General features: G+C 24.0%; 18 protein-coding genes. 8 read left to right on the forward strand and 10 right to left on the reverse strand.

All coding sequences use genetic code 11. The features are described from left to right. Positions 1-782: 782 nt before the first annotated feature. The 5 genes from JNO41_RS01695 to JNO41_RS01715 form a co-directional block, all read right to left on the reverse strand. Positions 783-2,186: an ATP-binding protein gene (locus JNO41_RS01695; RefSeq protein WP_121464158.1), complete on the reverse strand. Its 1,404-nt coding sequence runs from the start codon at positions 2,184-2,186 to the stop codon at positions 783-785. Between the two features lie 1,264 nt (positions 2,187-3,450). Next, a complete protein-coding gene (locus JNO41_RS01700) occupies positions 3,451-3,573 on the reverse strand; it encodes a hypothetical protein (RefSeq protein ID WP_268876791.1) in 123 nt (40 codons plus the stop codon). 181 nt (positions 3,574-3,754) lie between these two features. Continuing rightward, positions 3,755-4,057, reverse strand: a complete 303-nt coding sequence (locus tag JNO41_RS01705) for a hypothetical protein (RefSeq protein WP_121464159.1) — start codon at positions 4,055-4,057, stop codon at positions 3,755-3,757. Between the two features lie 13 nt (positions 4,058-4,070). Beyond that, a complete protein-coding gene (locus JNO41_RS01710; protein WP_121464263.1) occupies positions 4,071-4,325 on the reverse strand; it encodes a toprim domain-containing protein in 255 nt (84 codons plus the stop codon). Beyond that, the gene (locus JNO41_RS01715) at positions 4,262-5,056 is read right to left on the reverse strand and encodes a hypothetical protein (RefSeq protein WP_121464160.1); all 795 of its coding nucleotides are present in this window, start codon (positions 5,054-5,056) and stop codon (positions 4,262-4,264) included. Before JNO41_RS01715 ends, JNO41_RS01710 begins: the two co-directional genes overlap by 64 nt. Positions 5,057-6,469: 1,413 nt before the next feature. Between JNO41_RS01715 and JNO41_RS01720 the strand changes: the two genes are divergently transcribed. The 8 genes from JNO41_RS01720 to JNO41_RS01755 all read left to right on the forward strand — a co-directional run bounded on the left by JNO41_RS01720 (position 6,470) and on the right by JNO41_RS01755 (position 11,651). Next, positions 6,470-7,069, forward strand: a complete 600-nt coding sequence (locus tag JNO41_RS01720) for a sigma-70 family RNA polymerase sigma factor (protein ID WP_121464162.1) — start codon at positions 6,470-6,472, stop codon at positions 7,067-7,069. Between the two features lie 222 nt (positions 7,070-7,291). Continuing rightward, positions 7,292-8,137 carry a DNA adenine methylase gene (locus JNO41_RS01725; RefSeq protein WP_201736612.1) on the forward strand — a complete coding sequence of 282 codons (846 nt, stop codon included), beginning with the start codon at positions 7,292-7,294 and terminating at the stop codon, positions 8,135-8,137. 33 nt (positions 8,138-8,170) lie between these two features. Next, entirely contained in the window at positions 8,171-8,506 is a 336-nt protein-coding gene (locus JNO41_RS01730) for a single-stranded DNA-binding protein (protein ID WP_121464165.1), read from the forward strand. 184 nt (positions 8,507-8,690) lie between these two features. Continuing rightward, entirely contained in the window at positions 8,691-8,981 is a 291-nt protein-coding gene (locus JNO41_RS01735) for an HU family DNA-binding protein (RefSeq protein WP_121463924.1), read from the forward strand. 29 nt (positions 8,982-9,010) lie between these two features. After that, on the forward strand, positions 9,011-9,298 hold the full coding sequence (locus JNO41_RS01740) for a hypothetical protein (RefSeq protein ID WP_121463925.1): 288 nt from the start codon (positions 9,011-9,013) through the stop codon (positions 9,296-9,298). Positions 9,299-9,300: 2 nt separating this feature from the next. Next, positions 9,301-9,921, forward strand: a complete 621-nt coding sequence (locus JNO41_RS01745) for a hypothetical protein (protein WP_121464166.1) — start codon at positions 9,301-9,303, stop codon at positions 9,919-9,921. A gap of 56 nt (positions 9,922-9,977) precedes the next feature. Continuing rightward, on the forward strand, positions 9,978-11,171 hold the full coding sequence (locus JNO41_RS01750) for an AAA family ATPase (RefSeq protein WP_121464167.1): 1,194 nt from the start codon (positions 9,978-9,980) through the stop codon (positions 11,169-11,171). Between the two features lie 3 nt (positions 11,172-11,174). Beyond that, positions 11,175-11,651, forward strand: coding sequence for a hypothetical protein (locus tag JNO41_RS01755; protein WP_432729285.1), 477 nt, complete (start codon positions 11,175-11,177; stop codon positions 11,649-11,651). 720 nt (positions 11,652-12,371) lie between these two features. Here the strand turns inward: JNO41_RS01755 and JNO41_RS01760 are convergent. The 5 genes from JNO41_RS01760 to JNO41_RS01780 form a co-directional block, all read right to left on the reverse strand. After that, entirely contained in the window at positions 12,372-13,613 is a 1,242-nt protein-coding gene (locus JNO41_RS01760; protein ID WP_432729287.1) for an IS3 family transposase, read from the reverse strand. Positions 13,614-13,717: 104 nt separating this feature from the next. After that, complete coding sequence (locus tag JNO41_RS01765) at positions 13,718-14,554, reverse strand: hypothetical protein (RefSeq protein ID WP_121464202.1); 837 nt, start codon at positions 14,552-14,554, stop codon at positions 13,718-13,720. A 72-nt stretch (positions 14,555-14,626) separates the two neighbouring features. Then, positions 14,627-16,405, reverse strand: coding sequence for a hypothetical protein (locus JNO41_RS01770; RefSeq protein ID WP_121464201.1), 1,779 nt, complete (start codon positions 16,403-16,405; stop codon positions 14,627-14,629). A gap of 602 nt (positions 16,406-17,007) precedes the next feature. After that, on the reverse strand, positions 17,008-17,640 hold the full coding sequence (locus tag JNO41_RS01775; RefSeq protein WP_121464200.1) for a hypothetical protein: 633 nt from the start codon (positions 17,638-17,640) through the stop codon (positions 17,008-17,010). Between the two features lie 33 nt (positions 17,641-17,673). After that, positions 17,674-17,862 carry a hypothetical protein gene (locus JNO41_RS01780; RefSeq protein WP_432729289.1) on the reverse strand — a complete coding sequence of 63 codons (189 nt, stop codon included), beginning with the start codon at positions 17,860-17,862 and terminating at the stop codon, positions 17,674-17,676. Between the last annotated feature and the right edge of the window lie 40 nt (positions 17,863-17,902).

Raw genomic sequence — 17,902 nt, forward strand, 5'->3', positions numbered from 1 at the left:
TTTCTCCAGACAATCTCTTCGTACTGCCAACAAGATTAACAGTTGCTGGCCACTTTCGCCTTATACATTGCTTTCCAATGCTTCTTGGTAGTGCGATTATCATGAATGTTCTGACTCATGTTTTGCTTCTACGACTACTAGGTGGTCTCTTTATCCTTGAGACCTATTGCTTTCTACCTCAATAGTTTAATTGATTTCTCAATTTGTCTTTTAGGATTCTCCAATTTCCGTCTATAATGTGCCTTAATAGTTTTAGGTTCTGTCTTAACCGTCTTTAAAACTCTGTCTTTCAAGAGAACCGTTCTACCTCGGTTGATTTATAACTGAAATCGCTAATTTAATAGCTGTTAATAATGAACATATAAGCACAATACATATTTACCCATATCGCTTTCAGTCTACACGGTTATTTATTAGCTTACGTGTAGGTTATTAAATTACTATTTGCTTTTAACAGTTTCACGAATTTACACCGTTTTCCATGACTATCTTAATCTTGCGAGAACATCTTGCCTATCTAATTCGGCTCATTTCGCTTTCGTGACTGCTGTAATTCCTCATTCTTTCGTTTAAAGAACCGTCGGGATTTCTCCTTTTACGTGATTTCATGCTATCATTACAAGCATGGCAATTGGCTAAATTACCCCATTATACCGTATATTTGCGCCCTGTATCTTAAATTAAAATATAAATCTTTTTTAAAATGAGTCTTCTTTTTTTATAAATTTTCTTTTTTTAAGATGCAAATTATATATAAAATTAACTTAGAATTATATATAAAATTAACTTAGATTATATAAATCATCTGGAATAAATAAAAGGTAGTTATTATTTTGAATTAATTTATCATCAAACCCATTTTTAGAAAAAAAACCTAGTTGAATATCGGTATTTAAGAAAAAATTTAATTTTTTCAGATGTTCTTTTTTTTGTTGTAATTGCTTGACGATTTTGAAATCAATTTTCGAATTACTCCATTTACATTCGAAAATAGTTGTTTTATTTTCGGTATCAGTTAAAATAATATCAATTTCGCAATGAATATTTTCTTTTGTATTGTTTGCCCAATATCTTCCAATCTTTTTAATTTTTTCATTTTGGTAATATTTTTTAAATAAAAAAGTTTGGCAAATTTTTTCGAATTCCAAAGAAATAAATTTTTCCAATTGAGGTAAAATAAACAATTCATAAAATTTATTTTCATTCATAATGATACTTTCAGATTCGTTTTTTTTAATAAAAAAATAATAAAATTTAAAAAAAGGATCTGCGAAAGAATAGTTAGTTTTTTTAGGTTTCTTTGAAACTTCTTCAAAAGAGATTTCTTTGTTTATTAATTTCATGTTTGTTAAAGTTTTCAGTAAATTAGTTATTTTAGGTATGTCTTGTTCTAATTTGTTAGCAATATACGAAATTGTTTTATTATTTCCGTAAGATAAAATTTTAAAAATAGGTTCATAAACAGAAGTTTTTTTGTTTTCATGCCCTAAAAGAGAAATTAAAACTTCTTCAATATTATTTTTTTCTTGTAAAAAAATAGTTTTAATATTAGATTTTAAATCCTTTTTAGGGTTAATTTTTTTCAAAACAAAAGGCATACCTCCAAAAATACTATAAAATTTAATTTTATCAATAGCATCTAAATCAGAAAAAAACAAAGATGCTTCTTTATAATCGAAAGGTAAGAGTTGTATTTTTTTAAAAGTAGTTCTATTATAAAGTGGATTTAGATAACTATCTATTGATTCCATTATTCCTAAATGACTACCTGATAAAATAATTTTTATTTTACTTTTAGAAACTATTTCTTCATATATTTTTTGAAAAATTGACATAATTGACTTATCGCTTTGTATCAAATAGGAAAATTCATCTATAATTAAAACGATTTCTTTTTGATTTGCTTTTTTATAAAAATATTCGAATAAATCATAATAATCTTCAAAAATATATTTCGGATCTTTAAAAAAAGTTGTAATTCGTTTTGTTAAAGTTTTTAAATTATTGGGCAATCCTGTTTGATCAGCTATAAAATAAATAACTTTTTTTGGATTTTGTTTTTGAATTTGTGTTAATAAAGCAGTTTTTCCTACTTGTCTAATTCCATATATAATACCGAATTCATGTTTAGGAGAATTAATGATTTTTTGCAATTTTTGAATTTCTTTGTTTCTTCCGATAAACATTTTGCACCTTTTTTCTTTTTTTTATATCTATAATTATAGCATTTTTTATTAATTTTTTTGACAATATTTTTGTTAATTTTAATTATTTTAGATGTTTTTTAGAGATAATTAATTCGAAACATACTCATTTACGTTTGAGTTAGATTTAAATGAGTCTTTTTTGGATTAAAAATAATTACTTTTAATAGCGAATATAATAATGGTAGTAATAAAAAAAATAAATTAATTTTTTATGTTGTTTATGTTGATAAATAAAAAAAATAATTTATAATATTAATAATTAGTTTTTGATAATTGCTTTTGGGTAATTTTAAAAAATGTTTATTCTGGGTCAGTTGCGGTTTATAATAAAAAAATTAATTTATTGGTCTTTATTTGCATTAAAGGCTTAATTTTTTTTCATTTTATAAACATTTTTTATGTTTAGCCTTTAATTTATTACTTTTATAAATATTTTTTATGTTAAAAGTGGTTTTTTAACATTTTATAAACATTTTTTATGTTAAAGCTTTAATATTTAACATTTTATAAACATTTTTTATGTTAAAGCTTTAATATTTAACATTTTATAAACATTTTTTATGTTAAAGCTTTAATATTTAACATTTTATAAACATTTTTTATGTTAAAGCTTTAATATTTAACAATTTATAAACGTTTTTTATGTTAAAAAGCGTTTTTTTAACAAAAAACCGCTTTTTATTTATAAAAACAGTAATAAAACAGTTTTTGCATGTGTTTTGCACGTGTTATATTTAAAAAACAGTCTTTTTTTATGTTTTTATATAAATTTTTATATAAATTTATATATTTTTTATGCTTTTTATATAAATTTTTATATATTTTTATATAAAAACATAATTAATTTGTGTTTTTTTATAAAAATTTATACTTTTTTTATATAAATTTTCATATGTTTGTATAAAATAATAATGGTTTTAATGTTTGTATTTTGATTTTTACGTGTTTTTTATTGTAATTTTGCGAAAAGACAAAAGGTGAGGTGTGGGTCCTCATTTTTTTTGTTTTATATACTTTTTTTTATGTTTCCAATGTTTGTTTTCTTTCTTTTAATTCCTCCGCGTTTTTTTTTTTTTTTATCCAATATATACAATTTTGTTTTTATTCTTTCCATTAATTGTTTTATATGTTTATGCCCACCGATTAAAAACCATTTAAACTTGTAATCATCGCTTTTATAATTTCAATTTTTGTATAAATGTTTTCAATTTCTTTTATATTTTGTTTGTTTCGTTCGTTTATTTTAATTTTTGTTAATATTTGTTTTAATTCTATTTTGTATTTGTTTATTTTTTGTATTAATTCTTGTTTTGTTTGTTTGTTTGTTTATTCTTTCTAATGGTTTATAATCTTTTTCATTACACATTTTTTTTAATTCTCATTACTTATTTATATATTTTTAAATCCTTAATAGGATTTTTTTTATTTTATAATCCCCTACGCGTTTTTTTTTTTTTTTATTGTAATTTTTAACTTTAAATTTTCTTTTTTTGTTATTTGTATATATATTTTATATACTTTTAACCCCTCCGCGTGTTTTATCTCTCTCATTTTGCATTTTGTATTTGTTCTTTGCTTTCTCGTTCTTGTTGTTCTTTTTCTTTGATTAATTCAATTAAAAAAATATCATTAATTACATTTTTTATAATTTTTATTTTTTCGCTTTCTATTTTTCTTAGTAATTTTATACTCTCATCGCATATCGGCTGTAAATTGTAAAATGCTTTTATTTTATATTTTAAAAATCTTTTATACTTTTTTAATGTTTTTTTGTCCCCTATATGTTCTCGTTCCGTTTTAATAATTAATTTTAATTTGTCCCTATATTGTTTTTGTTTCGTTTGATTCAAAATATATATTCTCTTAACTTTCTAAAAATATTTTTTTATATGTTTTAACATCATAATTTTTTAATACGTCGTCGGCGTCTTTACAATTGTAATGACTGCTGATTTTTTTTATTTCATTTGTTATATGTTCGCTGTTTAATTGTTGTTTTATGCGCTGTGCGTTCTTTTCTCCGCTCTCGTCGTTATCTAATGCGATTATAACTTTTATGTTATTTTTTTTAAAAAATTTATCATATACAAACTTAATAATTTTGTTATTGTAATTAATCCTACCGCGTTTTTTATTTTTTTATCATGACAGCTGATGACATCAAAAAATCCCTCGTGGATGATGGCCGTTTTTGTTTCTAAGATTGCATTTTTGGCCTCACTGAATCCATAACAAATATAAAAAATATCGGTCTTGCTAAAATTAATTTGTGCTTTGTATTTAGGATTATATTTGTTTATTTCTTTATTATGATTATGCTTGTAAAAATGATATGTGTTGTTATTGTGTATAACTGGTATTACTATACAATCACACAGTGCATCATATAACGAATGTGTTTTTTGATTTTCAAATAATAAATACGTTCTTAAATATCCCTTAATATTTAAATTATTTTTTGTAAGATAATTTAATAATTTTGTACTGTCTTTATTGCTATAACCTAATTTAAATTTTTTGATTGTTTCCAATGATAATTTACGTTTGTTAATTAAATAATTTAACGCCGTTTTATTTTTCATTAATTCCTCATGATAAAAATCGCTTACGATGTTAAAAAACGGACTGCACTCTCTCATGATTTGTTGTTTGATCGCTAATTGTTCGCTGTCGCTTTTTATTTTCTCGGCTTTATGTTCTCCGCTTGTTGTTTTGTTTTTTATTCTTTGTATTTTTTGTATTTCTTGTTTTTCATAAAAACATTTTATTTTTTCCGTTTTATAAATATTGTTATAAATATAATCTAATTGAAAAAGGGCGGTTTTAAAATCTTGATTGGTCTTCTCCATGTATATATCTATAACATCCCAGCTTTTATTACCACCCCCCAGTAAAAAACCTTATTTTTATTGTTTATATCACAGCTGGTTTTGCTTTTGCTTTCATGATATAAACAGTTTATTTTTATATCTCGCGTGGCGTCTTTTGATACAACGTTTAAATGTTTTAACAATATTAACATATTTATTTTTTTAACATTTTTTATATTGTCATTAATTATTTTTATTATTTCCATTTTTTATTTATTCCTTTTTAATAAAAAAAAGCTTGTATGGTTTTCCATACAAACTTTTTTTTTTTTTTTAAATCAATTATTACTCGGTCGAGTTATTACTGTATTTTATTTCAATTTTTGATGATTTTTTAATTGGCGGGCATAAACATATAAAACAATTAATGGAAATAATAAAAACAAAATTGTATTTTTTGAATAAAAAAACAAACGCGGAGGAAATAAAAAAAAGTAAACAAACATTAAAACAATAAAAAAAGGTATATATAAACAAAAAAACGAGCCTAGCCGCTCGTTTTTAAGAAATAAAAAATAATTTGTTAGTTGTTTTTATAAAAAAGGCTTTATTTTAGATACTTTGTTTTTGAATCTTTCATAAAAAACCACTTTTTATATATAAATTATACATTGAAAAGTAAAAATCACAACAAAAAAACACATACACGACCAAAATACGAACGTTAAACATATTTATTTTTTACAAACAAACGAAATTTTATATAAAAAAATAAAACACGCGTAGGAAAATAAAAAAATATGTTCAAAATAAAAAAAATATATAAGGAATAAAACGAATTATGCAAATAAAACATTTAATATATAAAAAAAATATTCAAAACATAAAATTTTATATAAAAAAATATTAAAAATATATTCAAAACATAAAAATTTATATAAACATTTATTAAAAAAAATAAATTTATATAAAATTTTATTAAAAATATATTTTAAGTTAAAAAAAAGATAAAAACATATGTAAAACGTAAATTTATATAAAAATTTATTAAAAATATATAAATTTATATAAAATTTTATAAAAAAAATATAAATTTTGATAAAAAAATATTAAAAATATATAAAAATTTATAAAAAAAATAAAAATCTATTGAAAACATATTGAAAATCTATTGAAAACATATATTTTGAAACAAAATATATATAAAAATATATGTAAAACGTAAAAAAAAGTAAAAAATTTATTAAAAATATACAAAAATTTATTAAAAATATATAAAATTTTATAAAAAAATAAAAATATATAGTTAAAACTGAACTGTTCCAAAACTTTAGACACTTTTTATTTTTTAAAAATTCTTTAAGGCTAACTATTAAGTTAGTCTTTTTTTCTTTTCAAAGACTAAAAAATAATTTCCTATCTTTTCTAAAAATATTTTTAGAAAGGAATTAAATGTTAAGAGAAAAATTATTTAAAGATTTTTTAAAAAGTAAAAAGAATTTAGAAATGCGTAATCAATTAATCGATTTACATTTGCCCTTAGTAAAAAAACTAGTTTCTAAATTTAAATATTACCCATGCGTACTTCAAAAAGATGATTTATACCAAGAAGGGGTTTTAGGATTAATCAAGGCTTTAGATAATTATGTAGATTTAGGTTATGACTTTATCGCTTATGCGACACCAACTATCAAATCAGAAATCAGAGAATTAATAAGAAAAAGTCATTCACCTTCCGTTCCTCAAAAGATTCATAAAACTAATAATCCTTCTTTTCAAGAAGAAAAACATACATGGCATTGTCAAATTCTTAACCCTCATCAATTATGGTTAAAACAAGTTAATCATGAAATTTTTTTAAAAAAAATGAAAGTTAAGTTAAGCAAAACCGAATTCAAAATTATCCATTTAAGTTTTGGTGTTCCTTTAGGGAATATCAATGAAGATTATCAAAGATGTTATACCAACACCGAAATTGCTGAAAAACTTAATTTATCTTTAAAACAAGTAAAAAACATTAAAAACATCGCCATCAATAAATTAAAAAAATAAAAAGACCCGAATAAGGTCTTTTTTTATTAAGAAAGGAAATATAAATGAAGTTGAATCCTAAAATTATTTTAACTATCTTAAGTTTCACCTATATTGGTTTTATAATTACAAATCTTATGACGTTATTTTTTGATTTTAATTTAGGAATCAAAGCTAACACAACGATAAGCCTTATATCGGATATTGTCTTTTTATTTTATTTATCGATTAAAGAGAACAAAAATGCAAAAATTCATTAATTGGGTTGGTTGTAAAAAGAAATTATTACCACATCTTTTACCTTTAATTCCTAAAAAATTTAAAACTTATTACGAACCTTTTTTAGGGAGCGGCGCCTTATATTTATCCTTAATGCCTAAAAAAGCCATTTTAAACGATAATGACACACAACTCATCCAAATATGGAAAAGTATTTTATATAATCCTCAAGATTTTTATAATAAAGCATTAGCTTTTGAAAACTTTATTTATCAATATCCCAAATCGCAACAAAAACAACAAAAAACAGCTTTTGAAAACTTATTAAAACAATATAATCATTTATTAACTAAAAATAAAAATAGATCAACCAAAGCATCACTTTTCTTTATTTTAAGTAAATATTGTTTTCGTGGCATTTTAAGATACAAAGATAATACATCCTTATATACAACTTTTGGTTATAAGTCTAAATATAAAACTAGCCTATTAAATTTAAATGATTTATTCTTCTTACAAAAACATTTTCAAAAAAACAAACATCTCTTATTGTGTACTGATTATCAAAAAATAATTGCCAACGCCAAGAAAGATGATTTTGTATTTATTGATCCACCTTATTACAACGGCAAAAACATCACTATATCATCTTTTTACAAAGGAGTTTTTGGTTTTACTGAACAAGTGAAATTATTCAACTGTCTCGAAAAAGCCGATAAAAGTGGAGCTAAATGGTTATACACCAATTATGATACTCCCGAAATTAGAGCATTATTTAAAAATTATTACTTCCAAAGTATCAAATCTAGTACTAGCCATAATTTGACAAATAAAAACAATAATCATGAAATTATTATTACCAATTATTAAAAAATTTAAAAATTAGAAAAGAGAAATAAAATTATGTTAAACAACGTTCAATTAATAGGTCGAATTACACATGACCTTAAAAAAGAATATATTCAAAGTAACAACGAACAAGTCCCTAAAATAGATTTTCAATTAGCTGTTAACCAAACCAAAGACAAAGTTCAATATATTCCTTGTGTAGTTTTTAGAACCCAAGCTGAAAATTTTCATAAATACTTACATAAAGGGGCCAAAATATATGTCGAAGGTATCTTATCCGTCCAAAAATATACCAATAACGAAGGTCAAAAGAAAACAAATACAAAAGTGATCGTCCATAAAGTCATCTTTTTAGATAATAAATCTCAAACTGATAATTTACCATTTTAAAACAAAAAAACATTAATATTGAACATCTTAACTTTTCAAAAAAATCAAAATAAAAGGAGAATAAAAAATTATATGAGCGACGCCATGACTGAAATATACCGTGGTACTTACTTCAAAGACCGCAGCAAATTAAAACCCAAAATTAAAAATAATAATAAATCAAATAAAAAGGAGAAACCCAAAAATGACTAAAAAAGAATTAATTAAAAAAATCGCTTTATCCAACAAAACTTCTGCAACTAAAACAGAAGAATTTTATAACTCATTTGAGAACGCTCTAATTGAAGCTATCACATCCAACGAAGAAGTAATTTTATCCCCTCAAATTGGTAAATTCAAATTAAAAGCAAGAAAAGCATATGTAGGTAAAAACCCCAAAACAGGAAAAAAACTAGAAATACCTGCAAAAACGGTAGTAACTTTCAAATTATCTAAAACCATTAAAGATAAAGTGAAAGATTTAAAATTAGAATAAACAAATATCAAACAAAAGGAGAAAAAAATATGAATAAAATCATTAAGAAAAAACCAAAATCTAATACTAACGAAACAAATCACAACCAAAAAATAAAAACAATGACTAACCCTAAACAAGAAAATATAACTATTGTCCCAACAAAAAAATGCAATTTATTAAAAAAAATCACTCACACAACTATGTTTATTTTATATTTTATGGCAATTACTTTCTATTTTATGGTTATTTACTATGAAAATAAAATTCCTTGGTTTACTACAGGAATCAATAATTTTATCAACTTAATTAAATCAATAATCCCAGGAGGAAAATAATTATGAAATCACAAACAAAAAAACAAACAAAAAATAAAATTTTTACCATTTTAGTAGTTTTTATTAGTTTATTTTTTACCATCGTTTCAATTACTGCTTTACAAAATTACTTCGCCCGACAAAGAAAAGAAAAAATTTCATTGTTAGATAAATTCCCTTTGTTTAATGTTGAACGAACTAAAGGAAATAACGAGGATAAAATTCTTATACCTCTTCCTATACCAAACTTCAAACCAAGCAAATATCAACATTTAATCGAAATGGAACATAAAGCTGTACTTAACACAAATGGAGTAGAAATGGATCCTTTATATTTAAAAATAACTTCTTCATATGATACTAAAACAACTTTTGAAAATCCGACAAATTTTTTTAATTTATCAATGAAAGTTAATAATAATGAATATGATGAATCTCAACGTCCTTTAATGGCTTTAAAAGAAGGAAATGGAACTATAACAATCCAAATCGGTATCGAACAAAAAGAAATTATTAAAGAAACTATCGATGGAAAAAAACCTGAATTAGACTTAATTTTTGATTACGAATTAGTTGATTCTCAAGGCAAAGCTTTCAGTGGTGGCAGTCAAACAATCAAAAATAAAATTACTAATTTAGCATAATAAAACATCAAAAGACCAATTATTAATTGGTCTTTTTTTGTTAGAAAGGAACTAAGATGACTATCAAAAACAAATCAAATAAAAATTCAACTAATTTAATCATAATCATCATAACATCTATGGTCTTATTTTTAGGGACTTATGTTTGGATTCATCATCAAACTTTAACAGAAACTGAAACAAACCTCATAAGCCATCATAAAAAATTAGAAATCCAAAATAAAAATCTCCAAGAAATGAAAGACAAACTACAACAAAACAAAGATATAATCCAAAACCAAATTACCAATACAAATAAAGAATCACAAGAAACAACAAACACTAATTTACAACAATTAAATAATCAAGAAGAATCAAACTTTCATCCTTCTAATAATCAAAAATTTCCTTCTTTCGACCAATTAATTGGTTTCAAAGAAGAAAAACAAGCCGTAGAAGGTTTTATTGATTACCTTAACAATAAAGAAAACTATATCAATATTGGTGAGGTTGATTCGCCCTTAGGCATCTTAATGTATGGTATTCCTGGTACAGGTAAAACAACCTTAGCTAGAGCCTTAGCCAAAGAAACCAAACTCCCATTCTTTGAAGTAAGTAGCTCTTTATTTTCACAAAAATATAAAGGCTTAGCTCCGCAAATGGTCAAAGATTTATTTGAAGCAGCTAGAAAAGAAGCTGCAAAAAACAATGGCGCCATTATCTTTTTAGATGAATGCGAAACTATTTTTACAGATTTAGGTACCTTAGAAGCAGGGTCTGAAATTGCCAATGTGGTTAATCAATTTAAAACCGAAATGACATCTTTTGAAAACAATCCTGAAAAACCAATTTTCATTATTGGCGCAACTAACCACATCGACCAAATCGATGAAGCTATCAAATCAAGATTCACTTATAACATCGAAGTCAAACCAGGTAATAAAGAAGAAAGAAAGGAATTCTTAGAATTCTTAATCAAGAAACGTAAAAACCCTTACAGTGAAGAAGCAAAACAATATTTATATGAAGTAATTAATGAAGCTTTAGAAAGATTACCAGTTAACCAAGAATTCAAAAAAGTCAATCGTACTTTAGAAAACCTGTTAAAAACAACTGTCACTATCTTCGCTAAAAACCGAGGCCAAGGAGAAACACGAAGAAACCAAATCAATCAAGAAGATTTAAAACAAGCTTACAAAATGATAATCTCACAAGATGACACTATTTTAAACACCATCGAACAAGAAATTAAACCAAAAGGAGACGAATAATATATGTTATCACCATTAGACCTAATTAAAACTTATCTAACCTTTAAGTCTTATTTCACTTGGTTTTTAATGGCTTCCGCCATCTTTGGCATCGTCCTTTTCTTTAAAAGAAAACTTTCCACCAACCAAACAACATACAAAAACCATACTTGGAAAGGCTATTTAACTTATTTTTTAATTATCATGGGTATTTTAAGTTTCATTTACTTATGTTTCTTTCATAAACCAAAAGAACCATCAAGTAAATACGCCAATCAATTAATCGACCAAATCGATAAAGCAATTGACAAATACGATGAAACAATTAATAATTATCACGGCCTTAAAGGCGACTGGGAAAAAGAATTAAACAAAGTTGAAACCGAATTAAAAGAATTATATAAAGCCAAAGAAATAACCCAAGAGCAAAAAGAAAAAATAAAAGAGGTTGTGTTCCATCAAAATAGAACCAGTTGGAAAGTTCAAAAATTAAAAAAGTAAACTATTTATTAATTACTATTATCGTAACATAAAAAAAATAAAATGTCAAGTAAAAATTAAAAATTTTATAAATTTATTTTAAAAAATTTAACTAAACAAAGAAAAAAAGAAAAAGAAAGAACCAAAGAAAAAGAAAAAAAGAAAACATATATATAATATATTTTTAAAATCTTAAATCTTTAATCTTATTTCTTTTTTATTATACAAAAAAATTATATTTTGTCAAGTGTTTTATTAAAAGAAATTTAAAAAAAAAAAAAAACAAGATTCAAGATTTAAGATTTTAAAAAATTTTATAAATTTATTTTATAAAAAAATAAGATTAAAGATTTAAGATTTTAAAAAATTTTATAAATTTATTTTATAAAAAAATAAAATTAAAGATTTAAGATTTTAAAAAATTTTATAAATTTATTTTTTTTATATAAATTTGATTAAAAAAATTAAATAAATAACAAAATAATTAAAAATGGCGGAATGTTCGGTCTAATTTTAAGATATCATCAAAAATGACAGCTTTAAAGGTGTCTATTCTTTATTAAAAAGTATCTAGTAATAGTATTCTACTTAAAATTAAAAAAATGTCTTATTTAAGTTATTTTGCCTCTCATAGAGAGAATTTATAGTTTATTTTAACCTCTATTTTATTGTTTCTAAATTTTTTATGAAAATTAAATTAAATTTTTTTGTTTTGGCTGAATATTTTTTTCAATGAGGTATTCAAAAAGAAAACCAACAAGTCAAGCCCTCATTATTATTTGAGAGCGTTTTGTTGGTTTTCTTTTGATATTTAAAATGGTAAGGAGAAAGATAATTTAAATATTTTATTCTTCTTTGAGAATTATATTTTTTAATAAAAGCATTAACAATCTGTGTTAAACGTTTTTTGGTTAATTTTTTGCTTTTTTCTAAATAAACGGTTTCACATTTAAAATTAGCGAAAAAAGCTTCAATACAAGCATTTTGAGAAGGACTCCCTTTTTCTGAGAAACTAGGAATCAAGTTTTTTTCTTGTAAAGTAGTTTGAATTATTTTTGCAGTATATTCGGCGCCTTGGTCCGAATGAAAAAGAGCGGGTTTTTTTAAATTTGGTAATTGGTTTAAAGATATTAAAACTAAATTGGTGTTTCTTTTGGTAGAAAGATAATAACTCACAATTTCCCGATTATATAAATCCATAATCACTGATAAATAAAGAATTTGATTTTTCTCATAAAGTAAATAAGTAAAATCCGCACACAATTTTTGATAAGGTTGAGTAGCTTGAAAATTATTTTTTAAAAGATTTAATTGAGAAAGAGGGATATAATTATTTTTATTATGACGTTTAAGATAACGATTTTTTCGTGTTTGACATAATAAATACATTTCTTTCATTTTCAGATAAACAGTTTTAGGGTTGACTTTAAGATTTTGATTTAAAAGTTCTTGATAAACACGACGGTAACCCCAAACAAAAAAACTTTCTCCCGCATTATTGTAATATTTATTTTGGAGACAAATTTTTTGAATTTGAATATCTAAATTAGTTAAAAAAGGTGGTTGTTCTTTTTGTTCTAACCATCTATAATAAGAGTTTTTGGAAATGCCTAACCATTTAATTATTTTATTAAAAGAGAATTTATTTTGATATCGATAAATAATATTTAAACAAGCATTTTTAAAATTTTGCTTTTTTAATTGAAAAATAGTTTTGATTTTATTTTTTATTTCTTTGATTTCGTTATTATGAGGATTTAAATTAATACTTGTTTTATGTTTATAATTATGACCTCTTTTTTGTTGTAAACGATGAAATTCTTTATTATGAAACCATTTGACCCAACGATAAATTTGTTTTACAGAGACAATTTTAAATTTTTTTTGAATTATTTTAATAGATATACCTTGTTGTCTAGCTAAAATAACTTTTAATTTAGTTTCAAAATCATAATATTTCTTTTTTTTTAATGGTAAAACCACAAAAAGCCTCTATTCTATTTTAAATCAAAAATCCTTTTTTTATTATAAAGGAATTTTTGATTAAAAGTTGTTTTTTTCATCTCTCTTTTTGTGGTAAATTGTTTTTATTTTTCTTTGGTATTCATTTTCTCTGTATATAAAGTAATATATTGTTTTTTTGGATTAAAGTGGAGGTAATAAGTAGCGTTTCTACCTTCTTCCCATCTTTTATTTTGTTGTAAAGGACATTTCACTTCATTGACGTAAAAGTCTTTATCTTCTTCTAATAAATATTTAGGACCTTTGTATTCCATTTCGATAGTGTGTTCGATATTGACAAAAGAATTGTTAAATTTAGAATCTTCTGTACTTAAAACATCTATAAAAAACTGTGAAGGCATAAAATAATCTACTTCACTACCTCCAAGACCTTTATAAGGAGGCATTTTATTTGTATAAAACCAATTATTAAAAGGTTCTCTTATAAAAGGCGCTAAATCTTGAGGAACTTTATCTTTGTATTGACATTGATCGAAACCGTTGAAACCAAAAAATTTATATGTTTTTTCTATTACTGGTTCTTCTATTTCACCAACATTATTCAACATCCATTTCCCTTGAGAATTTAAAAATGGTTTATCTTTTTCAGTTAAAGTATATTTAGTGCCATATCTATCTCCTTTTTTATAATAATATTCAGCTTTTGTTTCTATTTGAGGTTCAGGAACAGGTTTACTTTCGTATTTAACTTCTGATATATTATTGACATACATTGTGAAAGCCAGAAATGATATACTAAAAACACTAATAAATAAATAATAAATAATGTTTCCTTTCGGACTTTTTTTCTGAATTCGATTTTGATTTAATTTCTTTTCTCGAAGAATAATAAAATAAGGTCCTAATGTGAAAGAAAAAAGAGTTAAAGCCACTAAAATAATAATTTGAGTAGTTGACAACATAATAAAATTCTCCTTTTTGAAAATTAATTATTAAGATTACATAATATTTTCTATTTTACCATATTTTTTTAATTACCACCAATTTTTTATTTTATCCCAATGACTCAAGGTTCCTACTATTGCTCCTCCAACTCCTCCTACAATTGTTCCTGCCAATGTTCCAACTCCTGGAACAACGCTACCAATAGCACTACCTAATGACATTCCTGAAGCAGTCGCACCATAAACACCACCAGCTATTTTTAAGTTGTCCTGAGTTTTGTCCCATGTGGTTTTTGTAGTTTGTAATGTATTGCTTTCTTTGTTGAAGTCTGTAATTTGTTTTTTCAAATCATTTATATTTTGATTCAATTTCTCCTTCGTCTTCTCATGAGCTTTTTTCTCATCGTCTAATTGTTGTTGTAATTCTTTAATTCTTAATAATAACGCTTGATTATTATTTCCTAATTCTGTATTAGCGTCTTCTAGTCCTTTAATTGTTCCTTCTAATTGTTGAATACGTTTTCCTTGTTCTTGATATAATTCAATCTGTCTTTCGATTTCAGCATTTAAACGTTGTATTTCTTGAGCTTGTTCTTGGACTGTTTTTTCTAATTGAGCTATTTCTTCATCTTTAGTTTTAATAATGTCTTTTAATTTAACTTCATTTTCTTCTAAAGTTTTGATTTTAGTTTTCAATCCTTTAACTTGTTCTTGTTTTGTGTTTAACATGTTAATTAAAGTATTATTAGCTTGATTATTATTTTTTAGTTCTTCTTGAATGTTAATCATATCCGCTTCTAATTGAGCGTTTTCTTTTTTGGTTTCTTCTAATTCATTAATAACCTTTGTTAAATCATGATGGTATTTAGCTTTTAAATTTTCATTTTCTGTTGTTAAAGTTTGAATTTCTGCTTGAAATCCTTTTTCTTTAAGAGTTAATTCATCCATTTCTTTTTTTAAATCTTTGATATGTTGTTCTTTGGTTTGAACTTCTGTTTGTAAAGTGTTATCAGGAGTCGTTTGTTTGATTAACTCTTCCATTTCTTGTTGAGTTTGGTTTAATTCGTTTGTTGTTGTTTTTAATTTTTCTGAAATAGTTTTTAATTCTTCTTTTTTCTTTTCTAAGTTAGTAAGACTATTTTCATTTAATTCTTGAGGAGGTGGAGTTAAGCTAACATCTTCACTGAAATTCATTGTTATTTTATATAAATTTTCTTTACTTTGAATTGTAGTTACTACTGTTTGGGCATTTAAAGTTATTTGTGTGCAATCTTGGTTATATACATCAAATTTTATATAATAAATTTCTTTTCCATTGATTTGTGTTGGTATGGCGTCACATGTTATTGTATTCCTATCTGCATCAAATTGTTGAGCACGATAAGCTCGCATATTGTCGTCGCCCAATTCAAAATCACTCATTGGTTCAAATGGTTTTACTTTTACTTGAAATGGTTTAAAAGAATAATATGTTTGTCGATCAATATATTTTTGGTCATTTGGATCACCTGAATATAATTTATTATATTTAACGTATGTTATTTTATCTTTTTTAATTTCACAGTTCTTTAACCAATCTTCATAAGTTTTATTTAAAGTATTGACTTCTTGTTCTAAAGAAGCTTTTTGATTTTGTAAAGCTCCTAATTGAAGATTGAAAGTATTAATTTGTTTTTGTTTAGCGGTTAAATCAGTTTTTAATTGTTCGGCTTTTTCATTGTTAGCTGTTATTTTTTGTTTTAAATCTTCTGCTTCTTTTTCTAATTTAGTTATTTGAGTTTGATAATTTTCAATTTGTTTTTGAATTTCTGCTAAAGTTTTTTCATGTTGATCTCTTAAATTTTGAGTTTCTTCTTTTTTAACATTCAATTCTTTTTGTAATTGGGTATTATTTTCTTCTAAAACGGAGATATGTTTGTTTTTTAATAATATTTGTTGATCGAAATGAATTTGTTTTTGGTTAATATCTGTTTTTAAAGTTTCAATTTCTGATGTTAAAGTGTTTTTTGTTTCAGAAGATATATTTTTAGTTTCTATTAATTCTTTTTCTTTTTCTTTTAATAAAGCTTCTTTAGTATGAATGTCTTTTTGTAGAGCTTCTAAATTTTCTTCTTTCTCTTTTAATTGATTAGTTAATTTTTGAATTTGTTCTTGTTTGCCTTTAATTTCTTCGTTTTTGTTTTCAATTAAAGTTTCTTGAGAAGTTAATTTAGTTTTAATTTCGGTTATTTCTTTTGTTAAAGTTTCTTTGCCTTCTGGTTTATTATTAATTAATGTTTCTTTTGTTTTTAACAGATTTTCTAAATTTTCTTTTTCTTGTTTTAAGTTTATTAACTCTAATTCTTGAACTTGAAGATTAACTTTTAAAAATTGCTGTTCTTCTGATAATTGTTTATTTTTTAATGTTTCTTCTTCAATTGAATTTTTAATTTCTGGTTTTTGTTTATAAATTGATTCTCCTTTCTTTAATTTTAATTCAACTTTTTTGTGGTATCTTGGTTTTGTGCCTCTTTGTCTTTTAGTTTGTCTTTGTTATGGTCTATGACTACGACATCTTCTTTGGGAGGTTGAATTGGAGGAGTAGTTTTATCAGTAAAAAGCATGAAACTTCCTATAACAATTGTACCCACAAGAACTATACCTCCTAAAAAAGGACCAATGACTGGAATGGATAAACAACCAGCGGCTATTGCTAAACCAATTAAAATAGGAGTGATAATGCTACCTGTTTTTGATAACCATTCGGGACAATTCCATTTATTTTTAAAATGATGGTAGAAATATTCTTTGATATCGTGAGCTTTATCTTTGGTGTATTCTAAAGCTTTAGTGCCAGCTTGATTAATAGCCGCTCCTATTTGAGGAACGATTTTATAAAACATCAACCAAGATAAAAAGATTAAGAAGATTAATGGTAAAAGATAACCTATTAACTTTTTAGTGATTTGGCCCCAAGTTTGTTTTTCAACAGGGTTATGTTCTAAAATAATTTTGTTTTCTAAAGGAACACGTTCTTTTTTTATAAAACCTTTATTTGGTTTTAGTTTAGTAGGAATTTTTTTGATTTGCTTGTTTGTTTTATTTGATTTTGGTTTAAAAGCCATATTATTTTTTCTCTTTCTATTTTATTTATTTTTTTATTTTTCTTTGGTATTCATTTTCTCTGTATATAAAGTAATATATTGTTTTTTTGGATTAAAGTGGAGGTAATAAGTAGCGTTTCTACCTTCTTCCCATCTTTTATTTTGTTGTAAAGGACATTTCACTTCATTGACGTAAAAGTCTTTATCTTCTTCTAATAAATATTTAGGACCTTTGTATTCCATTTCGATAGTGTGTTCGATATTGACAAAAGAATTGTTAAAT

The organism is 'Prunus avium' virescence phytoplasma (genome assembly GCF_050916135.1).
GTDB lineage: Bacteria > Bacillota_I > Bacilli_A > Acholeplasmatales > Acholeplasmataceae > Phytoplasma > Phytoplasma ziziphi.